This window comes from Clostridium sp. KNHs214, assembly GCF_000744935.1.
Classification (GTDB): Bacteria; Bacillota; Clostridia; order Clostridiales; family Clostridiaceae; genus Haloimpatiens.
In genome coordinates this window covers 405582-424211 of sequence record NZ_JQMW01000009.1, presented here as the reverse complement: position 1 = coordinate 424211, position 18630 = coordinate 405582, and the positions used below count along the sequence as shown (strand labels likewise).

Genomic DNA, 18630 nt, shown 5'->3' with positions numbered 1-18630 from the left:
CATACTGACTTGTTATTTCTTTGAATGTTCCTTATATTGAGTTTTAAAACTTTACCATATTAAGCCTCTCTCATTCGTCCTATTCTGCCATTAGCATATGATTCTTTAAGTTTTCTTTTCTCTGCAATTTTTCTTTCTTCCATTATATCTTCATCTATATATACTCTAGCCTTTCTCATATAATATATTCCTGTAATCGCTGATATCATATCAGATAAAGGATATGCTATCCAAGTACCTAGCATTCCAAAGTACTTTATAGTAATTACAACTACCGGAATAAATATTAAAAGCTGTCTGTATATAGATAGAAGTAAAGAAATCTTTGCCTCACCAATAGCTTGATAATAATATATAGCTACAAAATAACTTCCTATACATGGGAAAATGCATATCACTATTCTAAATGCCTTTATAGCCTCCATCAATATATCCTTTTCTCTTACAAAACTTCCTATTATAGGTGCTGCAAATATCATCATTACTGCCCAAATAACTATTGAAGTTATCCAAGTTGCAATTTTAGCCTTTTTTGCCACTTCTTTAACCCTCTTATAGTTTTTAGCACCATAGTTGAAAGCTGCTATTGGCTGCATAGCAGAGCTTATACCTATTATTGTAATATACATAAACATAGATATTTTCGATATAATTCCAACTATAACTATGGCTGTATCTCCATAGGGAACCAACATATTATTTAAAACTACTGCAACTACCGCATCTGATATTTCAACTATAAATGTAGAAAAACCTACAGCCATTATAGTAGAACTTATTTTTCTATCCATATTGAAACTTAAAGACAAATTTAGTTTACCTTTTACCTTTAAGAAATGATATAGTGCAAATATACTAGAAATAATTTGAGATGCCACAGTGGCAATTGCTGCTCCTGTAACTCCTAAAGGAAAGACTATTACAAGTAAAAAGTCTATTATTACATTACATATAGCTCCTATAGATGTAGCTACTAAATTAATTCTGGCATTCCCTAGGGCAGTCAAAATATAACCTATAATCAATGTAAAACCTTGAAATATTCCTCCAATTACAACTATTTTTATATAGTCATTTGCATAAGGAAATATATTGTCAGTTGCACCTAATCCTCTTATAATAGGATTTTTAAAAATATATATACCCATTATAAGTGTAGACATAATTAAAACCATGATAATTAAAGAATTGATTATTATCTTTGAAATTTTTTTGTAGTTACCTTCTCCTAAACTTCTAGCTACTATAGTTGAAGCTCCTACAGCGATTAAAAGTCCTAAAGATGACATTAATCTTTGTATAGGGAAGGCTATAGTTAATGCGCCTATGGCCGTAGCTCCTATGGCTCTACCTACAAATATGGTGTCTACCATATTATAAAGCTCTGCAACGAACAAGGATATTATGGCTGGAATGGCAAATTTGATTAATACTCTACTCACTTTTCCCGTGGCAAAATCCATATTACCATGAGTAGACTTCTGAGTGTTTACTGCCATATTTTTCACCTTTCTTTCCTGTTTTCGTATTTAATTTTTCTCTGAAGCTTTATAGTCTCACGACCTTTCTATAATTATTGGGGAAATTTATCCCTTAAGTATTCCTTAAATTTAATCATTTTAAAATTTAAGTACTTTTTTGTTATTGCTTTTTTAAAACTCTTATATTAACATTATAATTTAAAATAATAACTATTACATTCACTTATATGCTTATAATTAGGTATAAACTTGCTTACTTTATAAAATGTTGTTTTACGGAAATAAACAAAAAAAGCACCTTAATAAAGGTGCTTTTGTACTTTTTTTAAGATTATGAGAGTAGCTCCATATCCATTTATTTTGGATACAATATTATAAACCGTACTCCTTTTAGCAAATTGGAAAGAAATTTTAGGAAATGAAGAATTTTTTAAAAGTTCTACTTCCTCATCTTTTAATCTTTTAGGCTTACCCATGTTAATCCAATAATTATAGGTAGAACCTTGCCTTTCATTTATGTCATATTTAATTATGTTATAATCATAGGACAAATTAACTATGTTTAATGAAAATTTTCTTTCTGCAGTTTTCTTTATTCCTCTCTTTTTTAACATATTTTCAAACATTATTAATTTGGTTATCTCATCACCATAACTGCATAGCAATATTTGAATATCATCTCCTTGTTTTGTAACTATATACCCCTCTCCCTTATCTATTAATGTATCTCCTAATTTAGATAAAAAATAATAAGCATAATATGATGGTTTTTTCATTCCATGTTGATTTATTAGACCATAATCTCCAAGAAATAATTCATTAGTAATATGTGCCCCAGAAGCCATACAATCAAAAGCTTTAAAATAAAGATTATTGCCCTCTATAGAGTTTTCTATTATATATGGTATCATGTAACAAGTGTCATATATTAAATCTCTATTAAGTTTAGGTACGTAATATTCTTCAATATCCAAATATCCATTAAGTGCTTCTTCTACAATTTTTTTATTTTTTTCTGTTAACTCTTGTGAGATTTTAACTTTCCATTTTGATATTTCATAGTCTCCATATTCTTCCCTAAAATAACTTACAAAGCTTTCTAATATACTTTTAAGTTTTACTATTCCTATTTTATCATCTATAACTATAAAGGGTCTTAATTTTATAGATAGTAAAAAGTCCATCACTTCTTTTACTTCATTCCAATTGAAAAAATCTTCATTGCATATTCCTACACCCATATGGTCAGAAAACACATCATATATTGTAGCATAACTGAATTCTATATCTCTTTGCAACTCACTTATGAAATTTCTTCCAGATTCCTTTAATAATTCTTTAGCTTCTCCTATATTTATAATTTCTCTAAAATCATGTTGGAATTCTCCTTTTTCAGCTAAAGGATTTATACCAACCTTAACTATCTTATTTTCATAATTAAACCTATCATAATCTTCTAAGTAAACAGAAACATATTCTAAACTTTCCTTTATATCTAATATATTAGTATTCTTTAATGCTTCAAGTTTTTCATCATCTACTTTATATTTTTTTCTATACTGAAGAGGAGTACAATTATAATGCTTTTTAAAATGCTTATTAAAGTATCTAATATGAGAAAATCCCAATTCCTCAGAAATCTCTGACACCGTCATGTCTGTATCAAGCAGTAATTTTATAGATTCTTCTACCCTTGTTAAATTTAAGAAATCCTTGAAACTATATCCTACAGTATTTTTTATTTCATGGGATAAGTAATCCGAACTTAAAAACTCTTTTTTTGCTATTTCTTGAAGACTTATTTTATCCTTATAATTACTGTATATATATCTAACTATTCTATCATATCTTTTAAACTGTTCATCATTGTCTTTTAAGGTTTCCCTTTCATACATAAGCTGATGAAAATTATTTATAAGATGATATAATAGTTCTACTAAACTTTCTTCTATATTATCTTCATATTTATCTGCCTTTTGAATAGCCTCACAAACCAGTATGGATAAATATCTTCTAAGTTCATAGTATTTTTCTTCTTCCTGGGCCCCTTCTTCTGATGAATTCGTATAAAAAAATATATTTCTTATATCGTTAAAGTACTTTTCAAAAAAATTAGGATCCAAATGAAATAAAAGTACTTTATTTTCCTCTTGTATAGCCTTTATGCTGTGAGCCTCATCACAGTTTATTATCTCTATTTCTCCTTCTTCAACCTCATATTTTTCAGTTTCAATTGTTACACTTATACTACCCTTGAGTACAAATAATATTTCTATGCTGTCATGCCAATGTATCGGGTACTGTATTATATTTATCATAGAAATTGCAATGGGCAAATCTGCCATGTAATTTACATATTCACGTCTCATAGTTTTCTTTCCTTTCCCTTTTTATATACATTTTTATTATACTACAAAATTCGTCAATTGATTATTCCCATTTTATAGCATGCTTCAATTTCTACTCTACAGTTGTATATTAAATATTAAAACTTTCGCAATTTTAATATCAAAGTTTTAAATGTTAAGGATTCAAGTTACAAATTTAAGTTATAGTAGCATATATGCTCTATATATTAAGTAACCATACTATTTATTTTACATATTATATATTGTATCAATTTAATAGGAGATTAAATACATTATGGAAGTTTATGAAAATGAAAATATGGATTTTAATGATATGGATCTATATGAAAATTATTTTGATGACTCAGATTTTGATGACCTAGATCTAGATGAAATGGACTATTCTTATATGAATTCTAATGATTATTATCCTATGAACGTTTCTTGTGAATTTTGTCCTTTTGCTCAAATGCACGGAATGCGCCAAATACCAGGAGGACAAAGACAAGTAAATATGCCCCCTTTCCCTGGTATACCAAATGCCCCAAATATGCAAGGCCCTCCAACTGCACCTCCACCAAGTTTTACTCCTAGTAAATCTACAGCAAAAGCTGGAGGAATAAACACAAAAGCTGTAGACACTGGTTCCATAAGACCTTGTCTATATAGATTTACCTATATATGGCAATCCAATAGAAGATCCTATTGGGCTTATTTAACCTATGTAGGCAGAAGATCCATAAGCGGATGGCGCTGGATGGGATTTAGATGGGTTTATTTTGGTCTTGACTTAAGAAAAATAGATTCTTTCTATTGTGTGTAATATCATCTATAATTTGAATAAATATTTATTGAAAGAGGTTTTTAATTATGTATGATTATTCTTATTATTATCCATATTTTGATGAACTAAACTCCCCTTATGATTGCTATGGTGAAACTATCATAGATGATTATTTTAGGAGTGATGTAAATCCTAATATAAAAAATACTGCTTACGCCCAATTAAAAGCTAGTCCCCTTGCTCCCAATATAAGAGGGATAGTATATTTTATGGATGTACCTGGTGGCACACAAGTTTGCATTAAAGTTTCAGGACTGCCTGAATATAAGCCTGCTTCTGGAAACAATCCTCCTATAGGTCCTCATGGTTTTCATATACACCAATTTGGAAATTGTGAAGTAGGAGATAATAATGCTCCTTTTAAAGGAGCTGGTGAACATTGGAACCCTACAAATCAGCCACATGGAAATCACGCTGGTGATTTTCCTGTACTCTTTTCTAATAACGGCTATGCTGCTATGTGCTTCTTTACAAATAAATTTAAGGTTAAAGATGTTATAGGCAAAGCTGTGATTATACATGAAAGTCCCGACGACTATAGAAGCCAACCTGCAGGAAATGCTGGTAGAAGATTGGCCTGCGGAGTTATTATATAATCTTTGCCACAAATCCGATTATTTTTGCAGCGGGTACAAGAAGAACTTGTGCTACTAAAGTTCCTACTATTAACCCTGCTACTATAAAAGTTATGCACCTATTGAACTGTACTTCGCTGCACTCTCCTCTTATAACATCATCTGTTAACATGGATACAAATGGATCTACAAATATAAACATCAATATAGTAGCTGCACCATTAATAACTGAGGATAATGTACTGCAAGTAGTTCTTAATTCTGGATTTAAACACCCAGCATATAATGAAGCTAATACTCCAACTGTTGAAATGGAGAAAGCTACAGTACTTAAAACTATAACTTTTTTAGGTATTCTTTTAAAACTTTTTAATTGAGCTATATTACTTCGAGTAGGCTTAGTAATACTTTTTTTAAACTGCTCCACTCCTGTTTTTGAAAAACCATGTATTAATAACTTAGGTATGGAACGATGTACACTAAAAGCTTCCACTGCCTTAGAAAATACTTTTATAAATGTAGGCATCAAAAGAGCTCCTGTTATAGTAGCTAGTGTAGTAGAAAGTAGTATCCATCTAAACATATATAACAATGCTTCAGAATTACCCATCTGTATGCTCTTCTCTATATTTTTAGCCAATAGCGGTGCTTGTATAGTGTTTGCAGTCCTTGATATCAAGGCAAACACATTAAACACTGCAAAAGATATGGCTATTCTTCCTGTTCTAACTCCAACTATCCTTACTGAATATGCCAATGTAGATATAACGTATATTACAAATGTTAATAAAAGTACGATAATTATTTGCGTTGACATTTTTACCTCCAATAAAAAAACGTAAATTTTGAAATATGTTTAGTCAAGTTAAAATCATAATATTAATTATATCATGATTATCCCACAAAAAGCATTACATTACCTGAATTATGAAATTTCTCTGGAATGACTTGCATAAGAAGCGAAGGAACTGTTTAAATTTTATTTTAGAAATTCTTCTTTTAGACAGATAAAAATAAAACTTCTATGGCATATTTTATAATTATAATTTTAAAAATAAAATTTGATTTATTTTACTTACAAAAACTAATACATATAAGTAATATTTTTAGTATTTTTGTGCAAAATATATATAAATAATGATTTAAACAAGGAGTGATTAAACATGAGTGAAAATAGACCAGAAAAAGAAATATCAGGTATTGTCAGTTATTTAATTAGATTAGTAGTAACTGCTGTAGTAGTTAGTATAACAGCCTTTTTAACACCAGGCTTTACTATTGATGGATTATGGCCATTACTATTAGCCTCAGTGGTAATAAGTGTATTAGATTATTTAGTTGAAAGATTTATGAAAGTAGATGCTTCACCTTTTGGAAAAGGCATAAAAGGTTTCTTAATTGCAGCCTTAATACTTTACTTAACACAATTTATAGTACCTACTATGCGAGTTACCATATTAGGTGCATTAATAGCAGCAGTTATCATTGGAATAGTTGATGCCATAATACCTGGTAGGGTTATGTAATTTTAACTATTAAAATTTTTAAAATACATTCTTACTTAGATTAAACAATATTCTTAATAAAGGGTGCTCCAAATATTTTGTTGCATCCTTTATTTTTATGAGTGAAATCCACAGGTTTTTATGATATAATGTCGAATTGAGTATGAAAATCTAAGTAAAGGATGGAATTAACGTGATTAATGTAACTAATGTTAGCTTAAGATATGGTGAAAGAAAACTTTTTGAAGATGTAAGCTTAAAATTCACTCCTGGCAACTGTTATGGAGTTATAGGCGCTAATGGAGCTGGTAAAAGTACTTTTTTAAAAATTTTATCTGGAGAAATAGAGCCCAATACAGGCGATGTTTCCGTTGCTCATGGAACTAGAATGTCTGTTTTAAAACAGGATCACTATGAATATGACCAGTATGAAGTTTTAGAAACAGTTATTATGGGAAACAAAAGATTATACGACATTATAAAAGAAAAAGAGGTTCTCTATGCAAAACCGAATTTCAGTGACGAAGATGGTATTAAAGCCTCTGAACTTGAATGTGAATTTGCAGAATTAAATGGGTGGGAAGCCGAATCTGAAGCCTCTTCTGTTCTTCAAGGATTAGGTATAGAAACAGATTTACACAATAAAAAAGTGGAGGAACTGTCCGGTAGTGAAAAGGTTAAAGTGCTACTAGCTCAAGCCTTATTTGGCAATCCCGGAATACTGGTTTTGGACGAACCTACAAACCATTTAGATATAAAATCCATCAATTGGTTAGAGGAATTTTTAATTAATTTTGAAGGAACTGTAATTGTAGTATCCCATGACAGACACTCAAGACTTTATTGCCCGTTTCAGCGCTAATGCTTCTAAATCTAAGCAAGCTACTTCCCGCAAAAAATTATTAGATAAAATTGATTTAGATGACATTCAGCCATCTACCAGAAGATATCCTTATGTGGGATTTAAACCTGAAAGAGAAGTAGGTAACGACATACTTGTAGTAGATGGACTGACTAAAACCATCGATGGAGTTAAGGTGATTGATAATGTGTCCTTTATAGTCTCTAAAGGAGATAAAATTGCTTTTATAGGAGAAAATGAAATAGCAAACACTACATTATTTAAAATACTAACAGGAGAAATTGAACCAGATAGCGGCTCTTATAAGTGGGGAATCACTATTACAACTTCATATTTTCCTAAAGATAACTCAGAATTTTTTAATGGTGTAGATCTATCCCTTGTAGATTGGCTTCGTCAATTTTCAGAGGAAAAATCTGAAAGCTATTTAAGAGGATTTCTAGGTAAAATGCTATTCTCTGGTGAAGAAGCCTTAAAAAAGGCAAATGTACTTTCTGGAGGAGAAAAAGTTAGATGCATGCTTTCTAAAATGATGCTAAGCACTGCAAATGTACTTCTTTTAGATCAGCCCACTAACCATCTAGACTTAGAATCTATTACTGCTTTAAATAATGGTTTAAGAGATTACAAGAGCAATATTTTGTTTACATCTCATGACCATCAATTTATCCAAACTATTGCAAATAGAATTATAGAAATTAAACCTACTGGCATAGTAGATAAGCAAATGACCTATGATGAATATCTAGAAATTATAAACTTATAATAGTTATCCAGTGTCGTGATGGATCTAATACTGCATCTTCTATAAAATACAGTGTTAGATCCGCTAGACATGGAATAATTCACTATATTTATTATCTTTTTTTAGATTTCGATACTTCAATTTTCATTTTTCTTCCACAAAGCCTTTTGCCTGAACAATAATTTATTATATGATTAGAGGCTTTTTCCGTTACATCTACAAAAGAAAACTTCTGTAGTATATCTATGTCCCCAATATCCTCTTTATCTACTTTAGCAGTATCACATAAAAATTGAACTAAACCCTTCGCACTTAACTTATCCATACGGCCAACGGTTAAAAATAATCTTACATTATAAGAACTGCCTCCCAAATTATTTTCTGTATAATCATAACTTATTTCTTTATCGTATATGTTTTTCATCAATGCAGCAGCTACATCCACTAAACTAAATTCATCATCCATTTCCTTAGCTAAAGGAACAAATTTTTTATAATCTTCCCGTTCTAATGTTTCTTTTACTTTAACGCGCATATTTTCATATTTTGCATAAAATATGTCATCAATAGTTGGAATTTCTTTTCTCTTTACTTTGCTTTTTGTAGCCTTTTCAATTTGTTTTAAAAGACTGTATTCTCTCGAAGTAACTAGGGTGTACGCTGTACCTTCTCTATTAGCTCTACCAGTTCTTCCAATTCTATGTACATAAGATTCCACATCCTGAGGCAAATCATAATTTATTACATGAGATATATTTTCAATATCAATGCCCCTAGCTGCTACATCTGTTGCTACTAAAAATTCAAGATTCCCCTCTTTAAACTTTCTTAAAGTATTCATCCTTTGATTTTGATTCATATCTCCATGCATTCCTTCTACATTGTATCCTCTAGCCTGCATTGACTCTACTAATTGATCTACGCCTTTTTTAGTTCTACAAAAAATAATTGCAGTGGATGGAGCATCCACATCCAATATCCTGCAAAAAGATTCAAATCTTTCTTTTTGCTTAATTTCATAATAATATTGACTTACAGTAGACACAGTCATAGCATTTTTTATTATGGATATCTGTTTCGTTTCTGGTTTCATATATTTTTTACTAAGTTTTTTGATTTCATTTGGCATTGTAGCAGAAAATAATAAAGTCTGCCTTTCACTATTACATTTATTTATTATCTCCTCTATATCTTCAATAAATCCCATATTAAGCATTTCATCAGCTTCATCAAGCACTAAAAATTTAATAGAACCTAAATCCATTACCTTCCTTCTTATAAGATCCAAGACTCTTCCTGGGGTACCTACAACAATGTCTATTCCATTTTTTAAAGTTTTAATCTGTCTTTCTATAGGTTGCCCTCCATATACAGGCAGAAGTTTAATTTTAGTATGCTTTGCTATACGTGATATCTCATCATTTACTTGTATAGCCAATTCTCTTGTAGGTGCTAAAATAAGACTATATATTTTGCCAGTACTTTTTTCAAAACTGTTTAAAATTGGAGCTCCAAAAGCAAAAGTTTTTCCAGTACCTGTTTGAGCCTGACCTATAACATCAAATCCTTCCAAAAGAACGGGTATAACTTCTGCTTGAATCTTAGAAGGTTCTTCAAACCCCATATCATCTATAGCCTTAAGAATATTATTATTAAAACCCAAATCTGCAAATTTTAAATTCTCCATATCTTCTCCTCTTTCTTTTAATAAAAATACCTTTAATCATAATATTTTATATTCTTTATTATTCCTAAATTAATAGAAATTTATGACCTAAAAAATAAACTTGTGAAAAATACCCTGATATTCTCTTCTATACATTCATAATTTTTAAATAACAAAAATATATAGTAGTAATACACTTATGTTTAGGAGGAATATATTTTGAGTAAAATTAATTATGAAATGCATCAAAGAGAGAAATACGCTGATCCATCTCCATATCCTGAGGTAAAAGTACTTCGTCCTAATCTTTATTATGCTTCTATATTAATGGACGACTATGCCGGAATGGTTAGTGAATTTACCGCTATTAGTCAATATCTGTATCATCACTTCTTTTTTGAGGACATTAGTGATGAATTGGGAGCTCTTATGGAAAATGTATCCATAACAGAAATGCTTCACATGGAAATATTAGCAGATCTCATAAAAAAGCTAGGAGGAAATCCAGTAATTAGAGGCTCTTATAGCACCTGCGGCAATTTTTGGAATGGTAGTTTTGTCTATTATGGTATAACTCTTTGTGAAAGGCTAAAAGCTGATATAGATTCAGAATATAAGGCTATAGAAGAATACAAAAAACACATATTCATCATTGATGACCCTTATATTAGAGCAATACTTCAAAGAATTATCCTAGATGAAAAAGTTCATATACGCCTTTTTAATAATGCATTAAAAAAATTCTGTGGGATTGTTTATAGACCCCTTTAGTAATAATATTTATACTAATATAAGTCCTAGTCTCTAATCCTTAGTCTTCACTTATTACTTGGCTACTTATAATTTAAATACTAATCTTTATTAAGGAGGAGACTAGGTGAAAGATAAATAATAAGGCAAATACTAAAGTATAAAGCTATTTAAAGAATAGTGTGAACATTTGCAAAAACTTTTTTTTTAATTATAATTTAGTTAATACATGAATTTAAATATTACTTATAAGCAAAGTAACAGATTTAAATTTAGTATTAGTAATTTTTATATAGTGGTATAAAAATTATTAATAGCCGCAGTTTAAACAAAATAATGGTGGATTGGAGGGATACTATGAGTAATATGGAAGCCATGAATTTAAGGAGATCTGTAAGAACATATAAAGGCCAAGCCATATCTAGAGCTCACATGGATGCAGTAAAATGGTTTGTAAATGAACTAACTCCCCTTAACGACATACCCTTTGACATTATATTTTTCGAAAATGGTGAAGTAATTTCAAAAACATTCAAAGGGATTGCAAATATGTACTCTAAGGTAATAGCGCCCCATTATATTGCAATTACTTCTAAGGAAGAACCTGGCTACCTAGAAAATGTTGGATTTGTAGGCGAACAATTAATATTAAAATTAACAGCTTTAGGTATTGGAAGCTGTTGGCTAGGTAGATCTATTGATAGAAATGTATTTAACAAAATAGCTCCTATAAAAACTAATCAATCTTATATAATTTTAATATCTTTTGGGTATGCTGAAGAAGATTTATCACCTATTTCTAAAAGAAATAGATTAACTATAAAACAGTTTGTAGAAGGTGAAATAAATAAAGATTTTATTCCAATATTAAATGCCTTGAGAATAGCTCCTTCTGCTGTTAATTCACAACCTTGGCGTATAGTAGTAGAAGAAAATACTCTACATGTATATATGAAAACTAAAAATTTTATCTCTGAAAAAATATTATCTAAATTAAATCTTATTGACATGGGAATTGGTCTATGCCATATGTTTAAGGCTGCTGAAGAGCTCGGCCTTAGCGCTTGTTTAAAAAAACATGAACTTTTACCTATAAGGGATTTAAAATACATTGTTAGCATGGAAATCTCTGATTAAAACTACAAAATTTTAAACATAATAAAACAGCTACCTTTTTTATGTAGGTAGCTTATTTTATTATATTCATGATTAACCCACAAAAAGTATTTCATAATTCCACCGCATTGTACCTTATTGTAGGTTAATGATATTCATAAATTATTTTATATTTCTACTTCCTGGCTTTACATATGCTATTCCCGCTTTGCATAAAGGGCATAATTTCTTTTCGTAACTTTTAACTTCTATTTTTGTAGAGCTATATATAGTATAAGGCATACTGCTTTCTCCCCTATCAGCTATACAACAAATGCCTACCACTTCTCCTCCTAATTCTTCTAATAATTTTGCTGTTTCCATAGAAGATTTTCCCGTGGTTACTACATCTTCAGTTATTAATATTTTTTGTCCCTTTTGTATTTGAAATCCCCTTCTTAAATCCATTTTTCCATCTACTCTTTCAGTAAATATAGCTGGCTTACCTGTTTGTCTTCCTATTTCATATGCAACTATAATTCCTCCCATGGCAGGTCCTACAACTATATCAAAATCTACATCCTTTATTTTATGAACAACTACATTTAAAACTTTTTCAGCCTTATCTGGATATTGAAGTAATTTAGCGCATTGTACATATTTGTCACTATGTTTTCCACTAGATAATAAAAAATGTCCTTCTAAAAGTGCATCACATTCCTTTAATATATCTATAACCATACTATTCATTATAATTCCTCCTAGTGTTTATATTTAATATATCTATCACATTAATAGCAAATAAAATTTATTTACTAAGTCTTATTTGCTAAAATAGCCTTTACTTATTTTATACTCAATTTAATTTGTGATAAGGAACTAATATGTTTTCTTTCCATAAATTCTTCTATACCTTTAATTATATCTAAGCAAGCATATGGATTAGAAAAATTTATTGTTCCTATTTGTACTGCTGAAGCTCCTGCCATTAGAAACTCCACTGCATCCTTCCAATTTTCAATTCCACCCATGCCGACTACAGGCACATGAACATTTTTGCAAACTTCATACACCATTCTCAAGGCTATGGGTTTTATACATGGACCTGAGAGCCCCGCAAATACATTTTCAAACACTGGTTTACCAGTATTTATATCTATAGCCATAGCTTTAAATGTATTTACTAGTGAAAGCGCATCTGCTCCAGCTTCCTCACATTTTAATGCCATATCTACTATGTTCTCTGCATTAGGTGAAAGCTTTACCATAAGAGGCTTTTTGCATATTTTTTTTACTTCCTTAACCACATCATATGCAACTTTCGATTTTATTCCAAAAGCCATGCCACCCTGTTTTACATTGGGACAAGATATATTAAGTTCTATAATTTCAACATCTGTATTATTTAATTTTTCTACTCCTTCTAGGTAATCTTCTAAATTATTTCCACCTAAATTAGCTATAATATTTGTTCCTAATTCTCTCATATTAGGTAGCTCTTTTTTTATAAAAAAATCTACTCCAGGATTTTGAAGTCCCACACTATTCATCATTCCAGCTCTAGTTTCATGTACTCTAACACCAGCATTGCCAGCTTTTTCATTTAAAGTTAATCCCTTTGAACATATACCGCCTAATTTTTCTACAGGATATATCTTATTAAACTCTTGTCCAAAACCAAAGGTTCCCGAAGCTGCAATAACAGGATTTTTAAAATTTACATCACATATACTTAATGAAGTATCTATATTACTCATCTATTATCAAATCCTCCCACAGTTTTAAAAATCATCAAAACAATCTGTTTTTAATAAATATATAATTTTTAATATTTTTATACTTTTATTAAAATTATGTCACTCATTATTCTGAACTTTAAAATATAATCTCTTCCCCTTTAAACACTGGTCCATCACTACAAACTCTTTTATATCCATCTCCAGTTTCACAGGTACAACCAAGACATGCTCCAATGCCACAAGCCATTTTATTTTCCATAGATACATAAACTGGCACATTCTTCTCTTTACACATTTTTACGACCTTTTCCATCATTACCTTTGGACCACAACAATATACAATTTCATACTTCTCAGGCTTAAAAATATCCGTAATATAAGAGTTATCCACAACTTTTATATTACTTTTCTGTGTATAACTTTGTAATTTATTACCATTTACTTCTTTTTCCATGGATATGTATAAGTTATTAACATTTTTTTCCACATTGTCCACAGCATATGACTCATTGTAGAATCCTGCATAAAAATCTATACATTGTTTTTTTAGTCGGCTTGACAAGAATGCTAATGGAGCTATTCCGATTCCACCTGACACCATCGCTACTTTTTTGCTACTATCTTTTAAATTAAAACTGTTTCCTAAAGGTCCTAAAACTTGAATTTCATCACCTTGTTTAAGTTTGCATAAAAGTTTTGTCCCCTCACCTACTACTTTATATAAAAATTCGATTTTCCCATCCACAACCTCATATATACTAATAGGTCTTGGAAGAAGTGGTTCCTTATACGGAACCTTCAACATGTAAAATTGACCGGGATTTCCTTCAAAATTTCCTTTAATACTTATTTTATATATATCTTCACATACTTTTTCATTTTTCAATACTTTTTTTATGGAACAAATCATTATATTTTATCCTCCAAAGTTATATAATTAATATTCCTAAGCTTACTTATATATTTTTACAGGCCTCTTCCAGCGCTTTTCTCATATTTAATGCTTCCTCTCCAGCCCATCTATCAAATTCTTTTTCACCATTCTCTCTCTTTTTATATGCCAGAAGTATGCCTCTAGAAGAATTTACTATACCACCATTACCCTTGTTCATATATAAGGCTACATCTTTAGCCCCACCGCCTTGAGCACCATATCCAGGTATTAAGAAAAATGTTTTATTTAGATCTTTTCTAATTTTTTCAGCTTCCTCGCCGTGAGTACATCCTACAACTGCTCCTATACTGCTATATTGGCAGTTTCCTAAGTACTTTTCACCTATATGCTGTATCTTTTCACCTACTACGTTGTACACTCTTTTATCATTTTTCGTTGTTATGTATTGTATATCCTTTGCTCCCTCATTTGATGTTCTTAATAATAAAAATAATCCCTTTTCCTTTTTATCTACATATTCTAAATAAGGCTCTACACTATCCATTCCCATATATGGACTTAATGTTATAAAGTCACTTTCAAAATCTCCTTCAAAATGGGCTTTAGCATACATTTGTGCGGTTTTAGCTATATCTCCTCTTTTAATATCAGATATGGATATAGCTTTATTTTCTTTTATATACTTTAAAGTTCTCTTATAGGCCCTAAGCCCTAAAAGTCCCAAAGCTTCATAATATGCTATTTGCACTTTAAAGCACGCTGCATTTTCAATAGTAGCATCTATTATTCTTTGGTTAAAACTAACTATTCCATCCTCTAGTGAATTATATTTTTTTAAAAACTCCTCTGGTATATATTCAACTGCTGTGTCCAATCCTACACATACAGAACCTTTCTCTTTTACGCTTTGGTACAATCTATCTATAATCAATTTTTTTACCTCCAAAAGTTTATTTTATAAACAGAGCTCTTAGCTTCAGATGGAGTTTTTTTACTCCAACTGAAGGTTAGAGATCGTTATCCAGGGACGTAGCTGCCGTTATCTCCCACTTTGTTAGAAGTGGCAGTGTTCCGGCAGGTAGTCATCGGATAAAAAAATTCAAATTATATATTTATTTTAAAACCGTTCCTAAATTTCAATATACTTTAACTCTTAATACAGTTTTAATCTTCTCTACTATATACAATTTTCCCCTCTTTAATTGTCTTAATTATTTCACCAAAAACTTCTTTACCATGGAAAGGTGAATTTTTTCCTTTTGATCTAAAACTCATACAATCTACAGTATATTTCTTATTTAAATCTACTAAAACCAAATCTCCTTTATATCCTATTTTCACTTCTCCCTTACTCACGTCCAATATTTTTGCTGGATTTTTACTCATAATTTCCACTAATTTATTTAAACTCAAGCCGTTTTCTCGCACCAGCTTTGTATAGCATACTGAAAAAGCCGTTTCTATTCCTGATATTCCATTGGCTCCTTTTTCTTTATCCTCTTTAGAGTGTGGAGCATGATCTGTTCCTATAGCATCTATATAATTACTTTTTATAGCCTCTATTATAAAGTCTATATCTTCTTTTTCCCTTAAAGGTGGATTTACTCTATAATCTTCATTTTTAGTAAGAGCTATATGATGTGGAGTTACATCACAAGTTACTTCTAAACCACTTTTCTTTGCTTCTATAATGTCCTTTACTGATTCTTTAGTACTCATATGAGTAACATGAAGTCTAGCACCAGTAACCCTAGCTAAAGTTAAATCTCTCCAGGTCATTAAATTTTCTGCAAGTCTTGTATCACAATCTTTTATATCTTCATTTTCCTCGTGAGCAATGACAGTTAAGCCTTTCTCTTTAGCTTTCATCATAGCATTTAGCATTGTTTTACTATCTTGAACGCCTCTGCCATCATCCGAGATAAATCTTACAGATTTATCTATGGTATCTAAGTGTTTAAGGCTTTCCCCCTTAAGTCCTTCTGTTATAGAAACCACTTGATTTATATCTACCAACCCTATTTTATTTCCTTTATCAACAATATAATTGACCATATCCATACTACTGCATACTGGTTTTGTATTAGCCATTAAATTTACTGTTGTATACCCACCTTTTACTGCTGCAGAACATCCTGTTAATATATCTTCTTTGTAGGTATATCCAGGCTCTCTAAAGTGAGCATGCAAATCCACAAAAGCTGGCATTAATACAGTTCCTTTTGCATCTAAAACATCACACTGTTTATGTAAATCTACTCCTATCTCATTTATTATTCCATGTTTTATATAAACATCACCTATAAAGTTTTGTGATGAATCCACTACCTGAGCATTTTTTATAAGAAGCTCCATACAAAAACCCCCTTTAATTTAGTCCCCAGTCTCCACTCCCTAATCTTCATTTTAATTTGAAAACTAAAGGCTGGCTACTGGGGATTGTTATTTTATTCTCTTTCTAAATTATGTGCCTCATCACAGTATTTACATCTATATTGACCTTTCTCTCTATCTACTAGATAGAAAACATGTGGTATATATTTTTCTACGGAAGTTATGCATCTTGGATTTTTACACTTTATTAAATCCTCCACTTTGTCTGGCAACTTTAATGCTATTTTTTCTTTTATTTGTTCATTTTCTATTATATTCACAGTGGCATTAGGATCCATTATACCTATCATTGTAAAGTCCATATTAATTACATTATCAATTTTTATAATATCTTTTTTACCCATCTTTTCGCTACAAGCATTCATTATTAAAGCTACAGAGCCATCTATTTTATCAAGACCTAGAAAGTTAAATATCTTCATTCCCATTCCTGCTTTAATATGGTCAATTACAATACCTCTTTTGACACTATCTACTTTTAACATTATTTTTCCACCCCCAAAAGTTTTGTTATTAAAGCCATTCTAACGAACATTCCGTATTTTGCTTGTTTGAAATAACATGCTCTAGGATCACTATCTACCTCATATGCTATTTCATTTACTCTAGGTAGTGGATGCATTACTATCATATCTTCTTTAGCTTTAGACATTTTTTCATTATCCAATATATAGCTGTCTTTAAGTCTTATATAATCTGCTTCATTAAAGAATCTTTCCTTTTGAACTCTTGTCATATATAGTATATCTAACTTTCCTATTACATCCTCTAGTTTCTCTACTTCTATAAATTCTATATTGTTTTTTTCTAATATTTCTGTTCTTATGTAATCTGGAATTCTCAATTCATTTGGAGATATCAATACGAATTTGTTGTTTTCGTATCTAGACATGGCCTTTATTAGTGAGTGTACTGTTCTACCGAACTTTAAATCTCCACAAAGACCTATTGTTAAATTAGATAGGTTTCCTTTTGTACATCTTATGGTTAGTAGATCTGTTAATGTTTGAGTTGGATGTTGATGTCCTCCATCTCCAGCGTTTATTATAGGTACATCTGCTCCCATAGCACCTACTACTGGAGCTCCTTCTTTAGGGTGTCTCATAGTTATTACATCAGCATAGCAACTTACAGTTTTCACTGTATCCATTACGCTTTCTCCCTTAGCTGTTGAGCTGGAGCCTGCCTCTGAAAATCCTAAAACACTTCCTCCAAGTCTAAGCATAGCTGCTTCAAAACTTAATCTTGTTCTTGTACTTGGTTCAAAGAAAAGAGTTCCTAATAACTTCCCGTCACATATATGCATGTAGTCTTTTGGGTTTGCAATTATGTCCTCTGCCCTTTCAAAAATTTCCTCTAATTCTTTTGTAGTAAAATCCATAGGGTCAATTAAATTTCTTCCTTTTAACATATCTATTTTCCTCCTTTTTAGTCTCTCTGGACTAGTCTTAAAGGTATTAAAAATGCCTTCCCTTTAGGGAAGGCATAGAATACGCAAATCTAAATTTACCTATAGCTATAAAAGGTACATATATTTACCTCGTAAATATATTTGTACTTTTTACTTTCCTTCCCAATCTCTCTGGATTGTTCTTAAAGGCTATATTATTTTTTCTTTCTGTATTTTACCACAGTGGCTAAACAAAAATCAAGGGTATTTTAAAAATTTAATAAATATTACTTTGAGCAATAAGTAATGTTCTTATTTACTAGCCGCAAAATGAGTTTATT

General features: G+C 30.5%; 16 protein-coding genes and 1 pseudogene. 6 read left to right on the top strand and 11 right to left on the bottom strand.

The features are described 5' to 3' along the window. Positions 1-59: 59 nt before the first annotated feature. Positions 60-1499 (bottom strand): MATE family efflux transporter, encoded by a 1440-nt coding sequence (locus CC89_RS04465; protein ID WP_286161303.1) that lies wholly within the window; start codon positions 1497-1499, stop codon positions 60-62. Between the two features lie 281 nt (positions 1500-1780). After that, positions 1781-3850: a helix-turn-helix domain-containing protein gene (locus CC89_RS04460; RefSeq protein ID WP_035289527.1), complete on the bottom strand. Its 2070-nt coding sequence runs from the start codon at positions 3848-3850 to the stop codon at positions 1781-1783. 274 nt (positions 3851-4124) lie between these two features. Between CC89_RS04460 and CC89_RS21035 the strand changes: the two genes are divergently transcribed. Then, positions 4125-4652 carry a hypothetical protein gene (locus CC89_RS21035; RefSeq protein ID WP_035289525.1) on the top strand — a complete coding sequence of 176 codons (528 nt, stop codon included), beginning with the start codon at positions 4125-4127 and terminating at the stop codon, positions 4650-4652. 47 nt (positions 4653-4699) lie between these two features. Continuing rightward, positions 4700-5269, top strand: coding sequence for a superoxide dismutase family protein (locus CC89_RS04450; protein WP_081896960.1), 570 nt, complete (start codon positions 4700-4702; stop codon positions 5267-5269). On the opposite strand, the gene CC89_RS04445 is transcribed toward CC89_RS04450, so the two are convergent. After that, positions 5262-6065: a lipid II flippase Amj family protein gene (locus CC89_RS04445; RefSeq protein ID WP_035289522.1), complete on the bottom strand. Its 804-nt coding sequence runs from the start codon at positions 6063-6065 to the stop codon at positions 5262-5264. The genes CC89_RS04450 and CC89_RS04445 overlap by 8 nt on opposite strands. A 346-nt stretch (positions 6066-6411) precedes the next feature. Here CC89_RS04445 and CC89_RS04440 point away from each other — a divergent pair, with 346 nt between their 5' ends. Next, a complete protein-coding gene (locus CC89_RS04440) occupies positions 6412-6774 on the top strand; it encodes a phage holin family protein (protein WP_035289519.1) in 363 nt (120 codons plus the stop codon). 172 nt (positions 6775-6946) lie between these two features. After that, a pseudogene (locus tag CC89_RS04435) lies at positions 6947-8381 on the top strand (ABC-F family ATP-binding cassette domain-containing protein). Between the two features lie 91 nt (positions 8382-8472). Here CC89_RS04435 and CC89_RS04430 read toward each other — a convergent pair. Then, positions 8473-10047, bottom strand: a complete 1575-nt coding sequence (locus CC89_RS04430; RefSeq protein WP_035289515.1) for a DEAD/DEAH box helicase — start codon at positions 10045-10047, stop codon at positions 8473-8475. 198 nt (positions 10048-10245) lie between these two features. Here CC89_RS04430 and CC89_RS04425 point away from each other — a divergent pair, with 198 nt between their 5' ends. Continuing rightward, positions 10246-10797, top strand: coding sequence for a ferritin-like domain-containing protein (locus tag CC89_RS04425; RefSeq protein WP_051931486.1), 552 nt, complete (start codon positions 10246-10248; stop codon positions 10795-10797). A 336-nt stretch (positions 10798-11133) separates the two neighbouring features. Continuing rightward, positions 11134-11913: a nitroreductase family protein gene (locus CC89_RS04420; RefSeq protein ID WP_035289512.1), complete on the top strand. Its 780-nt coding sequence runs from the start codon at positions 11134-11136 to the stop codon at positions 11911-11913. Positions 11914-12054: 141 nt separating this feature from the next. Here the strand turns inward: CC89_RS04420 and pyrE are convergent, their stop codons facing one another. The 7 genes from pyrE to pyrB form a co-directional block, all read right to left on the bottom strand. Then, the gene (gene pyrE, locus CC89_RS04415; RefSeq protein WP_035289509.1) at positions 12055-12621 is read right to left on the bottom strand and encodes an orotate phosphoribosyltransferase; all 567 of its coding nucleotides are present in this window, start codon (positions 12619-12621) and stop codon (positions 12055-12057) included. Positions 12622-12716: 95 nt separating this feature from the next. Continuing rightward, on the bottom strand, positions 12717-13628 hold the full coding sequence (locus CC89_RS04410; RefSeq protein ID WP_035289506.1) for a dihydroorotate dehydrogenase: 912 nt from the start codon (positions 13626-13628) through the stop codon (positions 12717-12719). 118 nt (positions 13629-13746) lie between these two features. Then, entirely contained in the window at positions 13747-14520 is a 774-nt protein-coding gene (locus CC89_RS04405) for a dihydroorotate dehydrogenase electron transfer subunit (RefSeq protein ID WP_035289503.1), read from the bottom strand. A gap of 46 nt (positions 14521-14566) precedes the next feature. Beyond that, a complete protein-coding gene (pyrF, locus tag CC89_RS04400; protein ID WP_035289500.1) occupies positions 14567-15436 on the bottom strand; it encodes an orotidine-5'-phosphate decarboxylase in 870 nt (289 codons plus the stop codon). A 233-nt stretch (positions 15437-15669) separates the two neighbouring features. Further along, the gene (locus tag CC89_RS04395; RefSeq protein WP_035289498.1) at positions 15670-16860 is read right to left on the bottom strand and encodes a dihydroorotase; all 1191 of its coding nucleotides are present in this window, start codon (positions 16858-16860) and stop codon (positions 15670-15672) included. Between the two features lie 92 nt (positions 16861-16952). Beyond that, complete coding sequence (locus CC89_RS04390) at positions 16953-17384, bottom strand: aspartate carbamoyltransferase regulatory subunit (RefSeq protein WP_035289495.1); 432 nt, start codon at positions 17382-17384, stop codon at positions 16953-16955. Beyond that, positions 17384-18310 (bottom strand): aspartate carbamoyltransferase, encoded by a 927-nt coding sequence (gene pyrB / locus CC89_RS04385; RefSeq protein ID WP_035289492.1) that lies wholly within the window; start codon positions 18308-18310, stop codon positions 17384-17386. Before pyrB ends, CC89_RS04390 begins: the two co-directional genes overlap by 1 nt. Positions 18311-18630: the final 320 nt, after the last annotated feature.